This is a genomic window from Fulvimonas yonginensis, assembly GCF_037137055.1.
GTDB lineage: Bacteria > Pseudomonadota > Gammaproteobacteria > Xanthomonadales > Rhodanobacteraceae > Frateuria_A > Frateuria_A yonginensis.
Genome location: NZ_JBBBNY010000011.1, coordinates 77,841 through 99,193 on the forward strand (window position 1 = coordinate 77,841; position 21,353 = coordinate 99,193).

The following is a 21,353-nucleotide window of genomic DNA, read 5'->3' on the forward strand; positions in this document are numbered from 1 at the left end:
CCATCGTACGAAGGTCCAGCCCTGCCCTTCGCGCGACCTGCCGTCGGGAGCACCGCACGTGAACTCGACGCGACGACACGCGCCCGCTACTTTTGCCCGCATGCCCTCGCTGCTGATCGCCGACGACCACCCGCTGTTCCGCACCGCCCTGCGCCAGGCTGCGACCGCCTGCGTGCCCGACGCGCAGGTGCGCGAGGCGGCGGATTTCGCCGGCGTGCTGGGCACCCTGGAGGCGGCGGACACCGATCTGGTGCTGCTCGACCTGCACATGCCCGGCAGCCAGGGGCTTTCCGGCCTGGCCGCGCTGCGCGGGCAGCACCCTGGCGTGGCGGTGCTGGTGATCTCGGCGCACGACGAGCCGCGCACGGTGCGCCGCGTGCTCGACCACGGCGCCGCCGGCTTCATCCCCAAGAGCGCCAGTCCGGCGCAGATCAGCGAGGCGATCCGCAGCGTGCTCGACTGCGGCACCTGGCTGCCCCCGGAACTCGCCGCGGCGGTGGCCGCCCTGACGCCGGACCCGCAGGACGCCGACCTGGCCGGCCGCCTGGCCCGGCTCACCGAGCAGCAGTACCGCGTGCTCGCGCTGATCGGTGAAGGCCTGCTCAACAAGCAGATCGCCGATCGGCTGGCGATCCAGGAGCGCACCGTCAAGGCGCACGTCACCGCGATCTTCGAGAAGCTCGGCGTGCGCAACCGCACGCAGGCCGGGTTGCTGCTGCGTTCGCTGGACCTGGGCGAGCCGGCGCGCTCGCTCTAGCGCCGTCGTCCTCGGGGACCGGGCGCGCCAACCGGCCGCGACGCCGGCGCCGGTCGTTCAGAGCATCCCCAGGTGCAGGCCGCCGTCGCACTCGATCACGGTGCCGGTCGTGAAGCCGTTGCCGACCAGGAACGCGATCGCCTGCGCGACCTCGTCCGGCCGCCCCACCCGGCCGACCGGCAGCACCGCTGCCTGCCGGCGGAACACCGCTTCCTTCACCTGCGGATCGAGGCCGTCCCACCAGGGCGTATCGACCACGCCCGGCGAGACCGCGTTGACCCGGATCGGGGCCAGCTCGCGCGCCAGCACCGGCACCATCGCCTCGATCGCGGCATTGATCGCGGCCAGGCCGGCGGTGCCGGGGTTGGCGACGCGCGCGGAAATCGCCGTGACGAAGGTGATGCTGCCGCCGGGACGCAGCGCCGGCAAAGCCGCCTGCGCCGCCTCCACGTGCGGCCAGAACTTGGCCGCGAAGCCGCGTCGCAGCGCGGCGATGTCCAGCTCGCGGAACATGCCGGCACCCTCACCGCCGCTCAGCGCGATCACCAGGTGATCGAATGGCCCGAGCCGCGCGAAGAAGGCGTCGAGCTGCGCGCGGTCCGCCGCGTCGAACGCTACACCCCGCACGTCGCCTCGCAACGGCGCCAGCGCCTGGGCCAGCTTCGCCGGATCGCGGCCCGTGGCCACCACGGCATGTCCGGCCCCGGCCAGCATGCGCACGCTGGCCAGCCCCAAGCCGGACGAACCGCCCAGCACCACCACCCTGTTGCCCGCTTCGTTCATGACCCGATTCCTGCATGTGCCGCTGTGCGGCGATGCGCGGCATCGTGCATGCTGGGTCTCCATCACTCAAATCGTTTCTCGCCATGTCCATCATCATTGAGCGTGATCTTCGCCGGCTCGACCTCAACCTGCTGCTGGTCTTCCATGTCCTGATGCAGGAACGGCACGTCACCCGCGCCGCAGCGCGGCTGTTCCTCGGCCAGCCGGCGGTGAGCGGCGCGCTCAAGCGGCTGCGCGAGGCGTTCGGCGATCCGCTGTTCGTGCGCGGCCGCGCCGGCATGGAACCCACACCGCGTGCGCTCGCGCTGGCGGGGCGGATCGAGGCCCTGCTGCAGGGCGTGCAGGAAGCGCTGGCGGCCGGCCAGCCGTTCGAGCCGGTGGCATCCGAGCGGGTCTTCCGCATCGGCGTCAGCGAGGCCGTGGGTGCGGCCCTTTTCCCCGGGCTGATGCAACGCCTTGCACACACCGCACCGGGCGTACGCCTGGTCACCCTGGACACGGACCGCCATCGCGCCGCGGCCATGCTGGAACGCAACGAGATCGAACTGGCGCTGGGCGTATTCGACGATGGCCCACGCTGGCTGCGTCGGCAGGCGTTGTTCGAGTGGCGCTTTGTGTGCCTGTACAACCCGCGCCTGATCAAGCCGCGGCGCCCGAAGCTGAGCCTGCGCGAATACCTGCGCCACCCACACCTGCTCACCTCGTTCAAAGGCGAGCTCGAAGGCTTCATCGACGAAGCGCTGGCCGCGCGCGGCCACCGCCGCCGCGTGATCTTCGCCAATCCGCATTTCGCCACGCACCCGCTCATCGTGCGCCAGGTGCCCGCGCTGGTCACCACGCCCGATTACGTCGCGCGGCTGTGGCGCCGGGACCTGGGTCTGGCCATCAGCCCGCTGCCGTTCCCCACGCCCTCGCACCAGGTCAGCGCGTTGTTGAAGGCCTCCGGCGACGCCGACGCCGGCCTGCGTTGGCTGCTCGACACGATCGTTGCCGCCTGAGGCCGGGCCGCTGCCTCATGCGCGCACGGCCGCCGTCACCCGCTGCAGCAACTGGCGCAGCGCGAGCGGCTTGAGCGGCTTGTAGAGCACGCCGATGCCGGCATCGAGCAGGCGCTGGCGCAGCTCGCCGTCGCGGTCCGCGGTGAGCATCACCGTGGGCACCTGCGGGTGGCGCCCGCTCAGTTCCCGCCACACGTCCCAGCCGGTGCGGCCGGCATCCAGGTGGTAGTCGAGGATGTGCAGGTCCGGCTGCCACGGCACCGCGAGCGCCTGCGCCACGTCGCGGGCCGCGTGCACCTGCCAGCCCCAGCTGCCGAGCAGCGCACTCAGCGCGGCCAGGGCGGCCGGCTCGTTGTCGAGCACCAGCGCGCGGCCCACCGGCAGCGCCATGGGTGCGGCCGCGGCGGCCGCAGGCGCCCGGCGCGGGGCCTGCGCCAGCGGCACGCGCAGGTCGAACACGCTGCCGCGGCCGGGCCACGAGCGCAGGCCGAGCGGGTGTCCGAGCAGGCCGGCCATCCGCTGCGCGATCGCCAGGCCCAACCCGAGCCCCTGCCCGCCCGCGGCGCGGCCACGGTGGAACTCCTGGAAGATCGTGGCGCGCTCGTCCGGCGCGATGCCCGGCCCGGTGTCCCATACCTCCACGCGCAGCTGCGCGCCGTCACGGCGCACGCCCAGCAGCACGCGCCCGCGCTCGGCGTAACGCAGCGCGTTGGAGAGGAAGTTCTGCAGCACGCGGCGCAACAGCTGCGGGTCCGAGTGCGCCCAGGCGCGGGTGCCGACCACGTCCAGCCGGATGCCCCGGTCCTGCGCGATCGCGCCGAACTCGGCCGCCAGCGGATCGAGCACCTCGGCCAGTGCGAAGGCGCGCGGCCTCGGCTGCAGGCGGCCGCCCTCCAGCCGCGCGATGTCCAGCAGGCCGGCGAGCAGGCCCTCGGTGGCGGCCAGGGCGCCGTTGAGGTTGCCGGCGGTGGCCGGGTCGGCACCCTGTTCGGTCAGCGTGTGCGCGAACAGCTGCGCCGCGTGCAGCGGCTGCATCAGGTCGTGGGTGACGGCGGCAAGGAAACGGCTCTTCGCCTCGTTGGCGCGCTGTGCCTCGGCGCTCGCCGCGGCAAGCGCGCGGGTGCGTTCCTCCACGCGCAGTTCCAGCGTCTCGTTGGCCTTCTTCAGCGCCGCCTCCGCCTGGCGGAACGCGGTGACGTCGGTGAAGGTGGCGACGAAGCCGCCGCCGGGCATGGGATTGCCGCGGATCTCCACGATGGTGCCGTCCGGGAAGCGCCGCTCGGACAGGTGCCGCGTGCCGGCGCGCATGTGGACGAGCCGGCGCTGCACGCGCGTCTCCACGTCGCCCTCGCCGATCAGCCCTTCGCCGATCACGAAGCGGGTGAGGTCGGCGACCGGGCGGCCGACCTGCAGCAGCCCCTCCGGGTACTGGAACAGCTGCGCGTAGCGGCGGTTCCAGGCCACCACGCGCAGCTCCGCGTCCACCACGCAGATGCCCTGGCTCATGTTCTCCAGCGCCGCCTCGAGCACGCGCTGGTTGAAGCGCAGGTCCAGGGTCGCCTCGCCGACGATGGCCGCCACCGTATCCAGCTGCGCACGGCCCTCGCGGTGCACCACCTCCAGCAGCAGCCGCGCGGAGGCCGCACCGATCACTGCGGCCAGCTCGTGTTCGACGGAATCGACGCGCACGTGGCCGGCCGCACCCTGCGCCGGCGCGGCGGCGAACAGGTGCGCCACACGCTCGGGCGGCAGGAAGCGCTCGGCGAGCGCGCGCAGCTCGGCCACCCCGACGTCACCCACGCCGGTGGCGTGCGCGGCCTGGCCGTAGCGCGACTGCGCCACCAGCCACATCGACGCCACGTTCGCCGCCAGGCTCGTGGTCACCGCGCGCCCGAGCTGGCTCCAGTCGCCCAGCCCCAGCAGCTGTCCGGGCGACAGCCAGGCGACGCCGAACGGACCGTGCAGCAGGCCTGCGGGAAGCGACGGCCACAGCGTGGGCAGCACCACGTAGAGCCAGACCAGCGTGCCGCAGGCCAGGCCCGCGGCGACCGCGCGCGACCCCAGCTGCGGCCGGTACACCGCGGCGAGCAGCGCCGGCGCCAGCCCGGCCAGGGCGGAAAACGAAATCGCGCCGATATCGGCCAGCGCCTCGTGGCTGGCCAGCACGCGGCTGTAACCCCAGGCCAGCAGGATCAACACGACGATCGCCAGGCGGCGCTGGTTGATCACTTCGCCGCGCAGGTCGCCGCGCTCGTCGCGGCCCCAGCCGGCGCGCACCCGCAGCGGGGCGATGAAATGGTTGACCACCATCAGGCTCAGCGCCAGCGTGGCCACCACCACCATGCTGGTGGCCGCGCTCAGGCCGCCGAGGAACGCCACCAGCGCCAGGCCGTGCTGCTCGCGGGCCAGCGGCAAGGCCAGCACGTAGAGATCGGAGGGCACGCCGCTGGGTCCCAGCCAGGCGTCGCCCAATCGTGCCAGCGGCAGGATCGGCAGCGCGATCAGCGCCATGTACAGCGGGAACAGCCAGCGCGCGGTGCGCAGGTGATCGCCGTCGCGGCACTCCACCACCCCGGCATGGAACTGGTGCGGCAGGGTGAACATCGCCAGCGCGCCGAGCAGGATCAGCGCCGGGAAGCCGCTGCTCTCGTGCGGCACGGCCGGCGCAGGCGGCAGGCCGGCCGGCAGCGGCGCGAACAGCAGCGAGCCCAGCGCCAGCATGGCGCAGAGCTTGAACAGCGACTCGAACGCCATCGCCAGCACCAGCCCGCGGTTGTGCGCGGTGGTCGAGGCGCGGCGGGTGCCGAACAGCATGGCGAACAGCGCCATCAGCAGCGCGATGTAGAGCGCGCTGTCCTGCCAGGGTTCCGATTCGGCCAGCTGGCCGTGGCTGAGCAGCATGTAGCTCATCGCCACCGCCTTCAGCTGCAGGGCGATGTAGGGAACGATGCCGATCACCACCACCAGCGTGACCAGCGCCGCCAGTCCCGAGTGCCGTCCGAGTCGCACCGCGATCAGGTCGGCCAGCGAGCCTGCGTTGTACTCGCGCGCCAGTTCCACCAGCCGGCGCAGCACGCCGACCGCCAGCAGGTACATCAGGATCGCCCCGACGAAGGTGGGCGGCAGCCACCAGCCCGAGCGGCTGGCCTGGGTCACCGTGCCGTAGAAGGTCCACGAGGTGCAGTGGATCGCCAGCGACAGCGCGTAGACGATCGCCCAGCGCTTCTCGAACAGCCGCGGACGGCGCTCGCCGAGCAGCGCGACGCCGAACAGCAGGCCCAGCCAGCAGGCGGCGGCGAGGGCGATCAGGGTGGGGCCGGGCATCAAGTTACGCCGCGCGATGTGCGCCCTCTCCCCGACGGGCAGAGGGCGCCGAGCAGATCATCGGCCTGATGGAAGACCCAACGCGCGCACGGCATCGACCAGCCAGCGCACCTGCACGCCCTGGCGCGTGTCGTAGTCGGCTCCGGAGTATCCCCACCAGTCCCAGCATGCCTGCGGATTCAAGGGCGCGAAGCTCGCGCGCGTCTGAGGGTACAGCACCGCCACGTCGTAGGCGTCGGCCCAGCGGTTGAAGCCGGCATCGCGCACGAAGGCCTCGCCGACCGCGTCGACGTTCTGCTTGCAACCGTGCAGTGCGACCAGCAGCCCGCAGGGCTTGCCGGCGGCGCAGGATGGCGGCAGGTACAGGTAGCCTTCGCCGGCGAGGAAAGCGTCCTTGCCGTCGCGGCGCAGCGCGTCCTGGTCGAAGGTGCGCAGTGCGCCGCGCGGCGTGGACACGGGATGCGCCGGCTTGCCGAACAGTTCCGCGAAGATGGCGCCCGCCGCGTCGAAGCCGCAGTGGCCCAGGAACGGCGCCACCGACTTGCCGCAGTCCTCGCCCGCCTGCGCCACCGGCAGGTTGTGCGCGAAGGCGCGCTGGCCGTCGTCGCGCACCCGCATGCCCTTCAGGCGCGGGTCACTGTCGCGCAGCTTTTCATAGAAGCGCGCGCCGGCCTCGGCCACGGCGGGCGCGACCAGTGCGTCGTCCTTGCCGTGCAGCAGGTAGACGCGCGCCCCGGCGAGGCCGGCCAGCGGGCCGATGCTTCCGGCGGCCGACAGCTTGCGGGCACGGGCGACCAGCGCATCGATGTCCGGCGCCGGCACGCCCTTCATGCAGCTGCCCAGCGCCGTGGCGAGTTGCCCGCCGGCGCAGCCGTACGGGCCGCCCGCGACGATGGCCGCGCCGTGGAAGATCTCCGGGTAGGCGATCTGCGCCTGCGTCGCCATGTAGGCGCCCGAGGAAAGCCCCGCCACCCCGACCCGCGCGGGGTCGAGCTTCAGCCTGGGGAGCGGCGGGGCGTCGCCGGCGTGGGCGAGGCTCGCGAGGAGGACGGCGAGCAGGCCGAGGGTCTTGCGCATGGAGCTCTCCGGACGTTGTCCTGCGGGAACGCATCGCGTGCGATCCGGGGACGGTCGCGCGCGGTGCGGATGATGCCTGAGGGCGGCCTGCAGCCCGGGAGGCACCAGGGACGGGGAGTGGCCCCCGGCCCTCCCGGCCGCTCGCCGCTCAGAACTGGTACTTCACGCTCAGCGTGACCATCCGCGGCGCACCGTAGAAGCCCGTGTAGATGCCCAGCGCACCCACGTTGTAGCCGGTGGTGCGGTAGGACTTGTTGGCCAGATTGGTGCCCTGCAGGCTGAGCGACCAGGGCTGGTCGATCTGCCAGATCACGCCGGCGTTCCACAGGCCGTAGGCCGGCTGCGCGATCAGCGGCGAGAGCGTGGTCTCCGGATACACCATCGACTGGTAGGTGTAGTTCACCCGCGCGGTGATGCTGCCGCCGTCGGACAGCGGCGTGGTGTTCTCCAGCGACAGCCCGCCGGACCACTTGGGTGCATTGGTGAACTTCTGCCGGTCGGCGATGTTGACGCCGCCGCTCATGTACTCGGTGTACTTGGTGTGCAGCCAGGCCACGTTGCCGCTGAAGGTCCAGTTCTCCGACGGTTTCCAGGCGAACTCCTCCTCCAGGCCGTCGATGTGGCCCTTGCCGGCGTTGGTGAAGTCACCGAAGAAGCCCTGGCTGCCGTTGGGCAGCGTGTAGGAGCTGAACACCGACAACTGAATGTCCGAGTACACGTTGTGGAAGGCCGCCGTGTTCATCATCAGGCGGTCGTCGAAGAAGGTCATCTTGCTGCCCACTTCGTAGGACTGCACCTTCTCGTCCTCGATCGGGCGGCACGAGCTGGGGATCGCCACGCAGTTGGCGCGGATGTTGTAGCCGCCCGAATGGAAGCCCTCGGAGTAGCTGGCGTACAGCTTCACCTGCTCGCTCACGCTCCAGTCCAGCGAGACTTTGGGCGAGACGTTGTCGGTGGCGTGCGAGCCGCTGAAGTCGGCCAGCGTGGCGATCGGGGTGGTGAAGGTGTCGTCCGAGTAGCCGTAGTTCTGGATCAGCGCGGTCTTGGTCTCGTGGGTATAGCGCAGGCCGACGTCCAGGCTCCAGTCGGGACTGATGTCCCAGGTGAAGTCGCCGTAGCCGGCCCAGCTCTTGGTGCCCATGCTGCCGCCGGTGCCGCCGTACTGGGTCAGGCCCAGCGTGGAATACGGCGGCGAGCCCAGGAAGATGTTGTGGATGTGGCCGTTGGCGCTGCCGTCGAAGTAGTACACGCCGAACACGCCGTGCAGGCTGCCGCCGGCGTCGTAGTTGGCCTGCAATTCCTGGCTGAACTGGTGGTCGGTGTAGACCGCGTTCACGTCCGCGATCTTTTCAGGCAGCGTGTCGAAGTCGATGTTGGTGTCGGTGGAGGAGCCGCGCACGGCGGTGACCGACTTCAACGACCAGTCGGCACTCGCCATCCAGTTCATCGTCAGCGCCGAGCCGTAGAGCTTGGTGTGGTTGAGCTGCGGGAAACCGCTGCGCGTGTCGAAGTCGCTGGCCAGCGGCTGGTAGGCCGGATCGAGCTTGTTCACCGTGAGCATCTTGGCGCCACGCGGGTTGGAGTTGTCGCGCACGCCGTCCACCGACAGCTGCATGCTGAACGTGTTGGACGGGAAGAAGCCCACCGTCGCGCGCGCGGCATTGGTGTTCTTGTTGCCGTTGCGGCTGCCGGTGAGGACGTTCTTGCCGAAGCCGTCGTTGTGGCCGCTGGCGTAGGCGATGCGCCCGCGCCACACCTGGTCGGCGCTGGCGCCGCCCAGGCTGGCCTTGACGTCCTTCTCGCCGTGCGTGCCGGCGGTCACTTCCACCGAGCCTTCGCTCTTCACCGGCAGCGGGGCGGAGACGTACTTGATCGCGCCACCGATGGTGTTCTTGCCGTACAGCGTGCCCTGCGGGCCGCGCAGCACCTCGATCCGGCTGACGTCGAACACGTCCAGCACCGCGCCCTGCGGGCGGGCGAGGTAGACGTCGTCGAGGTAGATGCCTACGCCCGGATCGAAGCCCCAGGTCGGGTCGGCCTGGCCGACGCCGCGGATGTACGCCGTAAGCGTGGTGTTGGAGCCGCGCGCGGCATAGATCTGCAGCGACGGCACCTTGCCCTGCAGGTCGGCCAGGTTCTGCACGTTCTGCTTTTCCAGCGACTGCGCGGTGAAGGCGGTCACCGCGATCGGCACGTCCTGCAGGGTCTCCTCGCGCTTGCGCGCGGTCACCGTCACCTTTTCCAGCTGCTTGGCGTTGGCCGGCGTGGCGGCGTTCTGCCCCGGCGTGTCGGCCGACGACTGCGCCAGCGCGGGCAGGGCGAAGGCCATACCGAACACCAGGCCGATGGCCAGACTCAGATGCGTGCGTTGCATGACTCCCCCTTCCCTTTGACGCAACCGGCGAGGGTTGCCCGTGGACGCAGCCATCGACGATGGATGCTCGTGATGAGGCGATCCTAGGCACGGGCCGGCATCGCGGCACTTGTACCTTCGTACAGTGCCCGCGCGCCGGCGCGCTGCCGATACTCGTCCGGCATCCATGGCGCGGGACGCGTCGCAGGGGATACGACGTCAATGGCATTCCTGATCGTTCTGGCCGCGCTGGCCTTCCTGATGGTGGCGGCCTACCGCGGCTACAGCGTGATCCTGTGCGCCCCCCTGGCCGCCCTGGGCGCGGTGCTGCTCACCGACCCCGCGCTGGTGGCGCCGATGTTCACCGGCCTGTTCATGGACAAGATGGTCGGCTTCCTCAAGCTCTACTTCCCGGTGTTCATGCTTGGCGCGGTGTTCGGCAAGCTGACCGAACTGTCGGGCTTCTCCAAGGCGATCGTCGCGGCGACCATCGGGCTGGTCGGGCGCAGCCGCGCGATCCTCTCGATCGTGCTGGTCTGCGCATTGCTGACCTACGGCGGCGTGTCGCTGTTCGTGGTGGTGTTCGCGGTGTACCCGTTCGCGGCGGAGCTGTTCCGCGCCAGCGGCATTCCCAAGCGGCTGATCCCCGGCACCATCGCGCTGGGCGCGTTCACCTTCACCATGGACTCGCTGCCGGGTACGCCGCAGATCCAGAACATCATCCCGACGCCGTTCTTCGGCACCACCGCGTGGGCGGCGCCGTGGCTGGGCACGCTGGGCTCGGTGTTCATCCTCGCCGTGGGCCTGGCCTACCTGGAGTCGCGCCGGCGCAAGGCCGCCGCCGTGGGCGAAGGCTACGGCACCGACCTGCTCAACGAGCCGGCGCCGTTCGAGCACGGCACGCTCGCCCACCCGCTGGTCGCGCTGCTGCCGCTGGTGCTGGTGGGGGTGGCCAACAAGCTGCTCACCGACACGATTCCGCATGCCTACGGCGCGACCGCCTCGTTCGTGCCCAGCGTGGTGGGCCCGGCCCAGCCGGTGGTGCAGGAGGTGTCCAAGCTCGCGGCGATCTGGGCGGTCGAGGGGGCCCTGCTTGCGGGCATCCTGTGCGTGCTCGCCTTCGCCTGGCGCCCGGTCGTGCGGCGCTTCGCCGAGGGCAGCAAGGCAGCCGTGGGCGGCGCCCTGCTGGCCTCGATGAACACCGCCTCCGAGTACGGCTTCGGCGCGGTGATCGCCGCCCTGCCCGGCTTCAAGCGGGTGGCCGACGCGCTGCATGCGATCCCGCACCCGCTGGTCAACGAGGCGGTGACGGTGACCGCGCTGGCCGGTATCACCGGCTCGGCCTCGGGCGGCATGGGCATCGCGCTGGCGGCGATGGCGCACACCTTCGTCGCCAACGCGCAGGCGGCCGGGATCCCGATGGAAGTGCTGCACCGGGTGGCCGCGATGGCCTCCGGCGGCATGGACACCCTGCCCCACAACGGCGCGGTGATCACCCTGCTGGCGGTGACCGGATTGACCCACCGCCAGTCCTACCGCGACATCTTCGCGATCACCGTGATCAAGACGCTGGCCGTGTTCGTGGTGATCGCCGCATACGCGCTGACTGGGCTGGTCTGACACCGGACGCCCGGCCCCACGGCCGCCGCGGCAGGAGCGAGCCTGCTCGCGATGCCGTTCCATCAAGGCACGGCAAAGCCGGGAGCATCGCGAGCAGCCTCGCTCCCACGGCGCGGAGGTCAAGTGGGGCGTACTCGTCGTGTCGGCGCCACCAGCGGTACGGCTCCCCCTGCGGCAAGCCGGGAGGCGAGTCTTCCCAGCGTTCCTGGCGGCCGCAGGGCGTGAGGTCCAGCAGGTTGAAGTCCAGGCGCAGGCGGTCGACGCGGCGGGCGCGGGTGAAATCGCTGCGGTAGACCGTCCCGCCTTCATGCAGGAACACGCTGAGGGCGAAGCCGCCGCCCAGGCCGCAGGCCTGGCTGAACGCGTCCCCAGCGCCGCGTACCAGGGCGCCCGCCAGCCCATGCGCTCGCGGTAGGCGGCCAGCCGCGCGTAGGGCGCCGGGGTGACCAGCGCCAGGCTGGTGTCGCGCGCGTGCAGGTGCTACCTCGCCCGGCGGCATGAAGTGGCAGACCACCAGTTGCCGGCGGCCCTCGAACAGATCGACGAGGCCGGCCCCGCCGGCGGCCCCCTCGAAGCGGTATGTGCCTTCGAAGCGCACTATCGGCAGGCGCCGGCGCTCGGCTGCCAGCGCGTCGAGCGCGCGGGTGGCGGCTTTCTCCCTGGCGCGGAGCTGCTCGAGCGCCGCTTGCCAGGCTTCGGTGGGGCCACGGGTGGCATGCCGTTCATCGCCGTTCCTCGCTGTGCGTGGCCCGGGCCCGGGCCGTTACCGGTCCGACGGCCGGGGGAGGCGGCTTTCGGCACGTCCGGCCGCTGGCGACGCCGTTCAGACGGGACACGGGCAAGTTGCCGCCCGACCCCGTATAATCCCGGGGTTAACCCCTCCGAAACTTACGTGGCGGCTTATCGAGCGCCGCCCGGACCTGTGTCATGTCCATCGAAAATCTGCGCAACATCGCCATCGTCGCCCACGTCGACCACGGCAAGACCACCCTCGTCGACCAGCTCCTGAAGCAGTCCGGCACCCTGTCCGAACGCACGGTGCTGGCCGAGCGCGTGATGGACTCCAACGACCAGGAAAAGGAGCGCGGCATCACCATCCTGGCCAAGAACACCGCGATCACCTGGCGCGGCAACCGCATCAACATCGTCGACACCCCGGGCCACGCCGACTTCGGCGGCGAGGTCGAGCGCGTGCTGTCGATGGTCGACTCGGTGCTGCTGCTGGTCGATGCGATGGACGGCCCGATGCCGCAGACGCGCTTCGTCACCCAGAAGGCCTTCGCGATGGGCTTCAAGCCGATCGTGGTGGTGAACAAGATCGACCGCCCCGGCGCGCGCCCCGACTGGGTCGTCGAGCAGGTGTGGGACCTGTTCGACCGCCTGGGCGCCACCGAGGAGCAGATGGATTTCCCGATCGTCTACGCTTCGGCGCTTAACGGCTACGCCAGCCTCGATCCCGAAGCCCGCGAGGGTGACATGGTCCCGCTGTACGAGGCGATCATGAAGCACGCGCCCAAGCCGGAGGTCGATCCGGACGGCGCGTTCCAGATGCGCATCAGCCAGCTCGACTACAACAGCTTCGTCGGCGTGATCGGCATCGGCCGCATCCAGCGCGGCACGCTGAAGAAGGGCATGCCGGTGACCGTGATCGACCGCGAGGGCAAGAAGCGCTCGGGCAAGGTCGGCCAGGTGCTGGGCTTCCTGGGCCTGGAGCGCATCGAGCAGGAGACCGCCGAGGCCGGCGACATCGTGGCCATCTCGGGGATCCCGGAGCTCACCATCTCCGACACCGTCACCTCGCCCGACAAGCCCGAGGCGCTGCCCGCGCTGACCGTGGACGAACCGACCATCTCGATGACCTTCCAGGTCAACAACTCGCCGTTCGCCGGCAACAAGGAGATGTCCGGCGGCAAGTTCCTCACCAGCCGCCAGATCCGCGACCGCCTGGACCGCGAGAAGGTGCACAACGTGGCGCTGCGCGTGGAGGATGGCTCGGACGCGGACAAGTTCCTGGTCTCCGGCCGCGGCGAGCTGCACCTGTCGGTGCTGATCGAGAACATGCGCCGCGAGGGCTACGAGCTGGCCGTCTCGCGTCCCGAGGTGATCATCAAGGAAATCGACGGCCAGCTGATGGAGCCGTTCGAGCAGCTGGTGGTCGACGTGGAGGAAGCCCACCAGGGCGCGGTGATGGAGCGCCTTGGCACGCGCAAGGGCCAGCTCAAGAACATGGAGCCGGACGGCAAGGGCCGCGTGCGCCTGGAGTACATCATTCCGGCGCGCGGCCTGATCGGCTTCCAGAACCAGTTCAAGACCCTGACCCAGGGCTCGGGCCTGCTGTTCCACGTGTTCGACCACTATGGCCCGAAGGAAGAAGGCCAGATCGCACAGCGCCCGAATGGCGTCATGATCTCCAACGGCACCGGCCCGACCCCGGCCTACGCGCTCAACATGCTGCAGGAGCGCGGCCGCCTGCTGGTCGGCGACGGCGACCAGGTGTACGAGGGCCAGCTGGTGGGCATCCATGCCAAGGACAACGACCTCACCGTCAACGCCCTGCGCGCCAAGCAGCTGACCAACATGCGTGCCGCCGGCAAGGACGACGGCATCCAGCTGACCCCGCCGATCCGCATGTCGCTGGAGCAGGCACTGGACTTCATCGACGACGACGAACTGGTCGAGGTGACGCCCAAGGCGATCCGCCTGCGCAAGAAGCACCTGACCGAGAACGATCGCAAGAAGGCCTCGCGCGCCGCGTGATTGCTTTCGGTCCGGACCGCGACGAAGCCGCCGCAAGGCGGCTTTTTCGTGCCCCTGCACGCAGCGACCACGGCGGTAGCGGCAAGGTGGTCCGGTCTGGTGCCGGGGGCGCCAGCCCATCGAGGGGATCGTCATGGAGATTGCGAGCAGCCGACCCGTGTCCTTCACCCAGGTCGGCAATGAACTGGACGGCCTGAAGAACGAAGTCGAGAGCATGGCGCTGGTGCTGCGGGCCCTGATCGAATCGCACCCGGCACCGGCCGAGCTGGTCAAGCGCTGGCGCGCGCTCAGTCGGGAACCGATCGAGCAGACCCGCCCGCGTGGCTGCCACCCGGGCGTGCTGACCCGGCAGGAACGCCTGTACCAGACCCTGCAGCGCTGGTCGCACGCCATCCACAGCGCGGAAGTGTCCTGACGTTCACACGCCGATCGCGGCGCGCACCTTGCGTTCCAGCTCGTTGTTGCGGAAGGGCTTCTGCACCACCCGCTCCTCGCCCACGTCGGCCAGCGCCGATTGGTCGGCATAGCCGGTGACGAACAGGATCGGCAGCTCCGGCCGACGCTGCCGGGCCTGCCGGGCCACCTCCGCGCCGTTCATGCCGGGCATCGCGAAATCGGCGACCAGCAGGTCCACTTTCGGCAGCCGGTCGAGCAGGTCCAACGCCGCCCCGCCCGAGCCGGCCTCCATCACCTCGAAGCCCAGCTGGCGCAGGCGCGCGGCGGTGACGTCGCGCACCGCGTTGTCGTCATCGACCAGCAGCGCCAGCCGGCGTTGTGGATAGGGAGACCCGGTCGAACGTGCGTCCCGCTCCGCCTGGCCCTGCCTGGCGTCCACCCGCGCGCGCGGCAGGTACACGCGTACCGTGGTACCCCGCCCCGGCGCGCTTTCGATGCGCACGCCACCGCCGGACTGCTGCACGAAACCCAGCACCTGGGCGAGGCCGAGGCCGGAGCCCTTGCCGACTTCCTTGGTGGTGAAGAACGGCTCGAAGGCCCGCGCACGCACGCTCTCCTCCATGCCCAAGCCGGTGTCGATCACCGAGATCACGACGTAGTCTCCGGGCCTCGGCTCGCCCGGCTGCTGCGGCTCCTCGTGCAGGGCCTGGTTGGCCGTCTCGATGGTCAGGCTGCCGCCGCTGGGCATCGCGTCGCGCGCGTTGATGGCGAGGTTGAGGATCACCAGCTCGATCTGCGTCGGGTCGACCAGCGCGCTCCACAGCCCCGGCTGCAGGCGGGTGGCGAGGGCGATCCTGCCGCCCATGGTGCTGCGGAGCAGTTCGCTCATGCCCTCCACCGTCTCGTTGAGGTCCAGCACCTTCGGTTCCAGCCGCTGGCGGCGCGAGAAGGCCAGCAGCTGCGAGGTGAGCGTGGCGCCGCGTAGCGCTGCCTGGCGGATCAGTTCCAGCCGGCGGGTCACCTTCGGATCGTCGGTGCCGTGCTCGAGCAGGTCCAGGTTGCCCAGCACGATGGTGAGCAGGTTGTTGAAATCGTGCGCCACGCCCGATGTCAGCTGGCCGACCGCCTCCAGCCGCTGCATCTGCCGCAGGGTCGCCTCGACCCGTTCGCGACTCTCGATCTGCTGGCGCAACTGGCGGTTGGCCGCCTCCAGTTCGCCGGCGGCGAGCTTCTGGTCGGTGATGTCGCGGCCCACGGCATAGAACTGGTCGCCCTCGGGCACCGCTGTCCACGCCACCCAGCGCCAGTTGCCGTCGGCGCGCCGCAGACGCCCCTCGAAGCGCTGCACGCGCGCGCCGTGCCGCATCGCGCCGATGGCCTCCAGCACCACGCGCCGCTCCTCCATGTGCACCAGCTCGACCAGGAAGCGCCCGTGCAGCGCCTCGGCGTCGTAGCCGAGCAACTGGGTCCAGGCCGGATTGGTCACCTTGAGCCGGCCGTCCAGGGCGGCGACGGCGAACAGTTCCTGGCTGAGCTCGAAGATCCGTTCGCGCTCGCGACGGCTGCGCTCGATGTCCTGCTGCAAGGCCCGGTTGCGGTATTCGAGCGCTTCCTGCTGGCGATGCGCCTCGGTGACGTCCTGGCTCACGCCGATCATGCGCGCCGCGCTCCCGTCGTTGCCGCCGATGGTGGTGCCCTGTGCGCGTATCCAGCGCACCGCGCCGTCGCGCAGGATGCGGAATTCGAGGTCCACTCCACGCCGTTCCGCGGCGGCCCCGCGTCCCGCCGTTTCGATGCGCGCGCGATCCTCCGGATGCATCGCTTCGCACCACGCGCGCCACGGATCGGGGGTCCCCGCGTCCAGTCCGAGCAGGGCATACATTTCGGGCGACCAGGCCAACGCGTCGGTTGCCAGGTCCCACTCCCACACGCCGATCCCGGCGATCTGCTGCGCCAGCTTCAGCCGCGCCTCGCTGGCGCGCAGCGATTCTTCCGCGAGGTGCCGGTCGGTGACGTCCACCAGCACGCCGACCGCCCGCACCGCTTGGCCCTGGTCCAGGTGGATCTCCGCGCGCAGCTGCAGACAGCACGCCCGGCCATCACGGCGGTTGTAGTGGAACTCGGTCTCGATGAAGCGCCCGCCCTGCGCCGCGGCTTGCTGGATCAGGCCGCGCACCCGCGCACGCTCGGCCGGCGGGTAGCCGGCACGGATCTCCTCCACAGTGGGCGAGGCATCCTCGGGAAAGCCGAGCAACCGGTTGAGTTCGGGCGAGCCGACCAGGGTGTCGTTGCGCAGGTCCGCCTCCCACACCGCCATGCGTCCGGCATCGATCGCCAGACGCAGCCGCGCCTCGCTGGCCTGCAGTGCCTCGCGCAGCTGCTGCTCCTCGGTGATGTCGCGCAGCGTGCCGACGTAACGCACGGCGCGCTCGCACCCGTCCACCGTCGCGAACAGCGCCTCGCCGTGCGCGCGTACCCAGCGCACCTGGCCATCGGGACGAATCACGCGGTACTCGTAGGGCTGGCGCTCGCGGATCGCAGGATCGAGCGCGCGCTGCAGCATGGCGTGCGTGCGGGGCCGGTCATCGGGATGTTCCAGCGCCTGGAGCTGCTCCAGCCGCAACGGTTGGTCGCCCGGCGGCAGGCCGCAGATCTCCCGTGCACGCGGGGAATAGACGACGGTGTCGCGCAGCAGATCCCAGTCCCAGATACCCAGCCGTGCCGCGCGCGTCGCCAGTTCCAGCCGCGCCTCGCTTCCAAAAGGCAGCACGGCCGCAGCCGACATCGACGGCGGTTCCGGGGGATGCTCCATGGCGACCTCTTCTGCCTCGGGCCGGGGTGGACTTTAACGCGGGCGATGTATGGCAAACGCCTATGGTTGCCGCCCGCACGTGGCTAACCGGTCTCATCGACGAGCGATACCTGCGCGGTCGCCTCCTCGATCGCGCGGTGCAACTCGTGCTTGGTGAACGGCTTGCCCAGCCGGACCACGCCGGGCACGGGACCTTCGGGCAGTTGCGCGTAACCGGATGCGAGCACGATCGGCAGGCCGGGCTTGCGTTCGCGCAGGATGGTCGCCAGCCGCGTGCCGGTCATGCCAGGCATCGCCTGGTCGGTGATCACCAGCCCGATCTCGCCGTGCCGTTCCAGGCAGGCCAGCGCCTCCTCGCCCGACTTGGCGTCGTGCACCACGTAACCGATGTCCTCGGCCATCGCCACCGCGCTGGCGAGCACCAGTTCGTCATCGTCCACCACCAGCAGGGTGAGCGGCCGGCTGGCACGCGGTTCGGCCTCGACCTGCGGGGCCTCCTGCTCCGGCGCCACGCTCGCCGCCGGCGCGACCGGCAGCCAGATCTCCACCGTGGTGCCCTTGCCCACCCGGCTGTGCAGCAGCAGGCGCCCGCCAGACTGCTCGGCGAGCCCGAAGGCCATCGACAGGCCCAGGCCGGTGCCCTTGCCGACGCCCTTGGTGGTGAAGAACGGCTCGGTGGCCCGCTTGATGGTTTCCTCGTCCATGCCGTGGCCCTCGTCGGCCACCCACAGGCAGACGTACTCGCCCGGCGTCAGCGAGGTTGGATGATCGGCGGCCACCCGCTCGCCGCGCGCGCCGATCTCCAGCCGCCCACCGTGCGGCATGGCGTCACGCCCGTTCACCGCCAGATTGAGCAAAGCCAGCTCCAGCTGGTTCGGGTCGATCAGCACGGGCGGCAGTTCGAGCGGAAAGTTGGTCCCGATCTGGATCTGCGGCCCGAGCGAGCGGCGCAGCAGGTCGGCCATGCCGTGCACCAGCAACGGCACGTTGACCGGGCGCGGGTGCAGCTCCTGCCGGCGGGCGAAGGCGAGCATGCGCTGGGTGAGCGAGGCGCCACGCTGTGCGCCGGCCACCGCATTGTCGAGCAGCGCCTGCGGCCGCGGCGCGTCCGGCAGCCATTTGCGCAGCAGCTCCAGGTTGCCCATCACCGCCATCAGCAGGTTGTTGAAGTCGTGCGCGACGCCCCCGGTGAGCTGGCCGATCGCCTCGGACTTCTGCGACTGGAACAGCGCCTCGCGCGCGAGCGCCAGCTCCTCTTCCGCCCGTTTCCTTTCGGTCACGTCGCGGGTGATCTTGGCGAACCCGACGACCTTGCCGTCGGCATCCGTCAGCCGGTCGATCACCACGTGGGCCCAGAACAGCGAGCCATCCTTGCGCTTGCGCCAGCCCTCCCCCTCGTATACGCCCTGCTTGAGTGCGATCTCGAGGTTGCGTGCCGGCCGGCCCATGCTGGCATCCTCGTCCGCATAGAAGTGGCCGAAGTGCTTGCCGAGCACCTCGTCCTCCCGGTACCCCTTGATGCGCTCGGCGCCGGCGTTCCAGCTGGCCACGTGGCCCTCCGGGTCGAGCAGGTAGATGGCGTAGTCGCGCACGCCCTGCACGAGCAGGCGGAACTGCTGTTCGTCGCTGCCGAGCGTGTCATCGGCCTGACGGGGAAGCTCGCGGACGATGTACGCATAGCCGGTCAAGGCGCCCGCTTCGTCACGCATCGCTTCCATGATCGCCCGGGTCCACACCCGCCGGTCGTGCTTGGCCAGACGCCAACCCGTCTTTTCGGTGCGCCCCTCCCTGGCCGCATCCTTCAAGACCCGCGCAGGCAACCCGGCGGCATGGCTCTCGGGCGTGAACAGCATCCCGACGGGCTGGCCGATGGCCTCGCTCGCGGTATAGCCGAAGATGCGCTCGGCTCCGTGGTTCCAGCTGGCGATCCGGCCATCCGGATCGAGAAACACCATGGCCAGCGCTCCCAGCGCCTGGACCATCCGGCCGAGGGTGCTTTCCCCGTCAATCGCCATGTCTACCTCTTCAGAAACTGGCCGGCCCTCATGCGGCGGGCGAACATTGCATTATCCAGCCTGGCTCCATGTGCGCCGTGAAAGAATCAAACCGCAGCCTGCGCGCGCTCCAGTGCCGCCACGTGGCGTTCCAGCCGCGGCCCCAGGTAGCAATGCGAGCCGCAAGGGAGGAGGCCGGCCTGCGCGAACTGGCGAAGATACCAAGCGGGCGGGCGCGAGTAGAACCCCTCGCGGTCACCGACGACATCGTCGCGGCTGGTGAACACCTCGAGGAACGCCACGCCCTCGAGCATCTCGCCGATGCCGGCCAGGCCGGCGCGGATCTCCGCCGGCGCGAGGTAGTGCAGTACGTCGGTGCACACGATCAGATCGAAGCGGCAGTCGAAACGCAACTGCTCGAGTTGCCCGAAGCGGGCCAGACCGATGTTGCGGCTGCGCCCGTAGCGCGACACCACGTAGGGGCTGGCATCCAGTCCGCGGTAGTCCACCCCGGGCCGCAACGCACGCAGCGGCGCCCGCCACGGCGCCTCGCCGCAACCCACGTCGAGCACGTTGCGCAGCGGCCGCCCCAGGTAGTACTCCGCCAGTGCCGCCGCCAGCGTCACCTTGCGCTTCAGTTCCGCCGACGAGGCCACGGCATGGCGCGGGTCGCGGTACCACTTGTCGAAGTAGGCTCGGTCGTAGGTCTTGGGCATGACAGGCGTCCGGAAAAGAGCCGATGGTACGGCCTGGACAATCACCCGGCGCACACGCCGCCCGCCCCAGCATTTTTGCCAACCGCCCGCTGGAGCCTGCCATGCCCATGATCCGCCTGCGCCTGATCGGCAATCGTGACGCCGCCGACACGATCATTTCCGTCCTGCACGGCATCGACGGCATCGAGCACGTCGAGGAAATCGAGGACTTCATGCTCGGCATGCGCGACGACTCCAGCTCCGCCCAACTGGTGGACGACAGCGAAGGCAAGGTGTTCATGGTCGAGGTAGAGGCCCCCGACGACATGCGCGCCGAGGCCGTGCGGGCGGTCGCCGAGACCGAGGCCCGCCGCCTCGACGCGGGCCTGGAGATCGTCGACGGCGAGGACTTCTGAGCCGAAGCGCCGATCAGCCGCCGCGCACCAGCAGGTGGCGCGCGACCTGGCCGTGCATGCGGCCCAGTCCGCGCGCCAGGTGCAGCGTCGCGAACAGCAGCAGCACGCCCAGGGCGCACAGGACGATCGCGTCGCCCCAGCCGGGCACGTGCCCGCCGAAGCCCCAATCGACGATCACGCGATGGCCGTCGAACAGGCGCGCCAGGTCGCCCTCGTTCAACGCCCACGCGACCGGCGCGCCGATGAAGCCCACCGACACGCTCACCAGCACCACCGCGAGGGTGAAGTAGACGATGCCCAGCGGCAGCATCAGCAGCATGTAGAGCAGCGTGGTCCAGGTACGCGGGTCGGTGAACATGCCGCCGATGCGCTTGAGCAGCGTGGCGTCCTGCGCCGGATACGGCGGACGGCGGGGCATGCGCGCACCGAGCATCGCCTCGACGATGCGCCCTTCGACCAGCGACAGCACCCGCACCGACCCGAAGAACAGCACGATGAACGGAAGCCCGACGATCAGCACCGACAGGCCCGCCGAGAGCGACACGCCGGCCACCGCCCAGGTGAAGTAGAAGATGCCGGTGGCGAGCGCAAGGACCATGTAGAACAGCGCGCCGTAGGTGCGCGGGTCGGCCGCCACGCCGAAGAACCGCCCCGCCAGCGAGCGGCGCTTCGGCGGCGGCGGCGGGCGCAGCGCACGCTGGATGCGGATCTCCTGGTCGCGGTACAGCTCCGCGACCTCCTCCGGCGCACCGTAGCTGCCCACCACCTTGGCCAGCATCTCCGCCTCGCTGCGGCCGGGCTGTTCGGCGAGCTCCGCGCGCAGGTGCTCTTCGGCGTCGTAGAGCGCATCCTGTACCAGGGCCGGGTCGGCCCCGCGCAGCGCGGCCCGCAGCTGGGCCAGGTATTCGTTGATCGTGCGTGGTGCGTTCATCACACCTCTCCTTGAAGGACCTTGTCGACGGAATCGCGCGTGGCGTTCCAGGCCGCGACCCAGTCGCGCAACACGTCGCGGCCGGGGCGGGTGATGCGGTAGTAGCGGCGCGGCGGGCCGCTCACCGAGGGCTCCACCTCGCTGGCCAGCAGGCCGGCGGCTTCCAGGTTGCGCAGCACCGGGTAGAGCGCGCTCTGCTTGCCGGCGAGCACGCCCTCGCCCAGCTCCTCCAAGCGCTTGGCGATCTGGTAGCCGTACAGCGGCTGGCGCGACTGGCCGAGCACGGCCAGCAGCACCAGCGACACGGTGCCGGCGGAAAGCTCCTTCTGGAACTTCTTCAGATGGCCGACGCGCTCGTCCACACCCTTGCCTGCACTGCTGCTTGAGTCGAGGTGGAGCTTATTGCGAAGTTCGCACTAGTACATGGGCCTGAAGTCATG

Annotated in this window: 16 protein-coding genes and 2 pseudogenes; 6 read left to right on the forward strand and 12 right to left on the reverse strand. The window is 70.4% G+C overall.

Going from position 1 to position 21,353, the window contains the following annotated elements:
• Window positions 1-100: 100 nt before the first annotated feature.
• Complete coding sequence (locus tag WAT24_RS13545; protein WP_336808426.1) at window positions 101-757, forward strand: response regulator transcription factor; 657 nt, start codon at window positions 101-103, stop codon at window positions 755-757.
• Between the two features lie 57 nt (window positions 758-814).
• Here the strand turns inward: WAT24_RS13545 and WAT24_RS13550 are convergent, their stop codons facing one another.
• A complete protein-coding gene (locus tag WAT24_RS13550; protein WP_336808427.1) occupies window positions 815-1,540 on the reverse strand; it encodes an SDR family oxidoreductase in 726 nt (241 codons plus the stop codon).
• A gap of 83 nt (window positions 1,541-1,623) precedes the next feature.
• Here WAT24_RS13550 and WAT24_RS13555 point away from each other — a divergent pair, with 83 nt between their 5' ends.
• The gene (locus WAT24_RS13555; RefSeq protein WP_336808428.1) at window positions 1,624-2,538 is read left to right on the forward strand and encodes a LysR substrate-binding domain-containing protein; all 915 of its coding nucleotides are present in this window, start codon (window positions 1,624-1,626) and stop codon (window positions 2,536-2,538) included.
• Window positions 2,539-2,553: 15 nt separating this feature from the next.
• On the opposite strand, the gene WAT24_RS13560 is transcribed toward WAT24_RS13555, so the two are convergent.
• The 3 genes from WAT24_RS13560 to WAT24_RS13570 form a co-directional block, all read right to left on the reverse strand.
• A complete protein-coding gene (locus WAT24_RS13560; RefSeq protein WP_336808429.1) occupies window positions 2,554-5,862 on the reverse strand; it encodes a hybrid sensor histidine kinase/response regulator in 3,309 nt (1,102 codons plus the stop codon).
• A gap of 57 nt (window positions 5,863-5,919) precedes the next feature.
• Complete coding sequence (locus WAT24_RS13565) at window positions 5,920-6,939, reverse strand: extracellular catalytic domain type 2 short-chain-length polyhydroxyalkanoate depolymerase (protein WP_336808430.1); 1,020 nt, start codon at window positions 6,937-6,939, stop codon at window positions 5,920-5,922.
• A gap of 148 nt (window positions 6,940-7,087) precedes the next feature.
• Window positions 7,088-9,313, reverse strand: coding sequence for a TonB-dependent receptor (locus WAT24_RS13570; protein WP_336808431.1), 2,226 nt, complete (start codon window positions 9,311-9,313; stop codon window positions 7,088-7,090).
• Window positions 9,314-9,514: 201 nt separating this feature from the next.
• Here WAT24_RS13570 and WAT24_RS13575 point away from each other — a divergent pair, with 201 nt between their 5' ends.
• Window positions 9,515-10,912 (forward strand): GntP family permease, encoded by a 1,398-nt coding sequence (locus WAT24_RS13575; protein ID WP_336808432.1) that lies wholly within the window; start codon window positions 9,515-9,517, stop codon window positions 10,910-10,912.
• On the opposite strand, the gene WAT24_RS16540 is transcribed toward WAT24_RS13575, so the two are convergent.
• The 3 genes and pseudogenes from WAT24_RS16540 to WAT24_RS16550 form a co-directional block, all read right to left on the reverse strand.
• Window positions 10,854-11,231 (reverse strand): DUF899 family protein, encoded by a 378-nt coding sequence (locus WAT24_RS16540; RefSeq protein WP_425605308.1) that lies wholly within the window; start codon window positions 11,229-11,231, stop codon window positions 10,854-10,856. The genes WAT24_RS13575 and WAT24_RS16540 overlap by 59 nt on opposite strands.
• A gap of 56 nt (window positions 11,232-11,287) precedes the next feature.
• Window positions 11,288-11,389, reverse strand: a pseudogene (locus WAT24_RS16545) (DUF899 family protein); the annotation flags it as partial.
• Window positions 11,390-11,420: 31 nt separating this feature from the next.
• Window positions 11,421-11,600: pseudogene (locus tag WAT24_RS16550) on the reverse strand (DUF899 family protein); the annotation flags it as partial.
• A 239-nt stretch (window positions 11,601-11,839) separates the two neighbouring features.
• Between WAT24_RS16550 and typA the strand changes: the two are divergent.
• Together typA and WAT24_RS13585 are read left to right on the forward strand one after the other, a co-directional pair.
• Window positions 11,840-13,669, forward strand: a complete 1,830-nt coding sequence (typA, locus tag WAT24_RS13580; RefSeq protein ID WP_336808433.1) for a translational GTPase TypA — start codon at window positions 11,840-11,842, stop codon at window positions 13,667-13,669.
• A 157-nt stretch (window positions 13,670-13,826) separates the two neighbouring features.
• Window positions 13,827-14,084 (forward strand): hypothetical protein, encoded by a 258-nt coding sequence (locus WAT24_RS13585; RefSeq protein WP_336808434.1) that lies wholly within the window; start codon window positions 13,827-13,829, stop codon window positions 14,082-14,084.
• A 3-nt stretch (window positions 14,085-14,087) separates the two neighbouring features.
• Here the strand turns inward: WAT24_RS13585 and WAT24_RS13590 are convergent, their stop codons facing one another.
• The 3 genes from WAT24_RS13590 to WAT24_RS13600 all read right to left on the reverse strand — a co-directional run bounded on the left by WAT24_RS13590 (window position 14,088) and on the right by WAT24_RS13600 (window position 19,587).
• Complete coding sequence (locus WAT24_RS13590; RefSeq protein ID WP_336808435.1) at window positions 14,088-16,877, reverse strand: PAS domain-containing hybrid sensor histidine kinase/response regulator; 2,790 nt, start codon at window positions 16,875-16,877, stop codon at window positions 14,088-14,090.
• An 83-nt stretch (window positions 16,878-16,960) separates the two neighbouring features.
• Window positions 16,961-18,892, reverse strand: a complete 1,932-nt coding sequence (locus tag WAT24_RS13595; RefSeq protein WP_336808436.1) for a hybrid sensor histidine kinase/response regulator — start codon at window positions 18,890-18,892, stop codon at window positions 16,961-16,963.
• Window positions 18,893-18,978: 86 nt separating this feature from the next.
• Window positions 18,979-19,587, reverse strand: a complete 609-nt coding sequence (locus WAT24_RS13600) for a class I SAM-dependent DNA methyltransferase (RefSeq protein ID WP_336808437.1) — start codon at window positions 19,585-19,587, stop codon at window positions 18,979-18,981.
• Between the two features lie 101 nt (window positions 19,588-19,688).
• Here WAT24_RS13600 and WAT24_RS13605 point away from each other — a divergent pair, with 101 nt between their 5' ends.
• Window positions 19,689-19,982, forward strand: a complete 294-nt coding sequence (locus tag WAT24_RS13605) for a hypothetical protein (protein ID WP_336808438.1) — start codon at window positions 19,689-19,691, stop codon at window positions 19,980-19,982.
• A gap of 13 nt (window positions 19,983-19,995) precedes the next feature.
• Here WAT24_RS13605 and WAT24_RS13610 read toward each other — a convergent pair whose 3' ends face one another.
• Complete coding sequence (locus WAT24_RS13610) at window positions 19,996-20,913, reverse strand: sensor domain-containing protein (protein WP_336808439.1); 918 nt, start codon at window positions 20,911-20,913, stop codon at window positions 19,996-19,998.
• The gene (locus WAT24_RS13615; RefSeq protein ID WP_336808440.1) at window positions 20,913-21,275 is read right to left on the reverse strand and encodes a PadR family transcriptional regulator; all 363 of its coding nucleotides are present in this window, start codon (window positions 21,273-21,275) and stop codon (window positions 20,913-20,915) included. The genes WAT24_RS13610 and WAT24_RS13615 overlap by 1 nt, the downstream gene beginning before the upstream one ends.
• Between the last annotated feature and the right edge of the window lie 78 nt (window positions 21,276-21,353).

What these genes read in the sequence shown, in the direction of transcription:
- WAT24_RS13550 (WP_336808427.1), bottom strand. Translation starts at nt 1,540, where the DNA reads ATGAACGAAGCGGGCAACAGGGTGGTGGTGCTGGGCGGTTCGTCCGGC.
- WAT24_RS13605 (WP_336808438.1), top strand. Translation starts at nt 19,689, where the DNA reads ATGCCCATGATCCGCCTGCGCCTGATCGGCAATCGTGACGCCGCCGAC.
- WAT24_RS13610 (WP_336808439.1), bottom strand. Translation starts at nt 20,913, where the DNA reads ATGAACGCACCACGCACGATCAACGAATACCTGGCCCAGCTGCGGGCC.
- WAT24_RS13555 (WP_336808428.1), top strand. Translation starts at nt 1,624, where the DNA reads ATGTCCATCATCATTGAGCGTGATCTTCGCCGGCTCGACCTCAACCTG.
- typA (WP_336808433.1), top strand. Translation starts at nt 11,840, where the DNA reads ATGTCCATCGAAAATCTGCGCAACATCGCCATCGTCGCCCACGTCGAC.
- WAT24_RS13560 (WP_336808429.1), bottom strand. Translation starts at nt 5,862, where the DNA reads ATGCCCGGCCCCACCCTGATCGCCCTCGCCGCCGCCTGCTGGCTGGGC.
- WAT24_RS13545 (WP_336808426.1), top strand. Translation starts at nt 101, where the DNA reads ATGCCCTCGCTGCTGATCGCCGACGACCACCCGCTGTTCCGCACCGCC.
- WAT24_RS13570 (WP_336808431.1), bottom strand. Translation starts at nt 9,313, where the DNA reads ATGCAACGCACGCATCTGAGTCTGGCCATCGGCCTGGTGTTCGGTATG.
- WAT24_RS13595 (WP_336808436.1), bottom strand. Translation starts at nt 18,892, where the DNA reads ATGGCGATTGACGGGGAAAGCACCCTCGGCCGGATGGTCCAGGCGCTG.
- WAT24_RS13600 (WP_336808437.1), bottom strand. Translation starts at nt 19,587, where the DNA reads ATGCCCAAGACCTACGACCGAGCCTACTTCGACAAGTGGTACCGCGAC.
- WAT24_RS13575 (WP_336808432.1), top strand. Translation starts at nt 9,515, where the DNA reads ATGGCATTCCTGATCGTTCTGGCCGCGCTGGCCTTCCTGATGGTGGCG.
- WAT24_RS13565 (WP_336808430.1), bottom strand. Translation starts at nt 6,939, where the DNA reads ATGCGCAAGACCCTCGGCCTGCTCGCCGTCCTCCTCGCGAGCCTCGCC.
- WAT24_RS13590 (WP_336808435.1), bottom strand. Translation starts at nt 16,877, where the DNA reads ATGGAGCATCCCCCGGAACCGCCGTCGATGTCGGCTGCGGCCGTGCTG.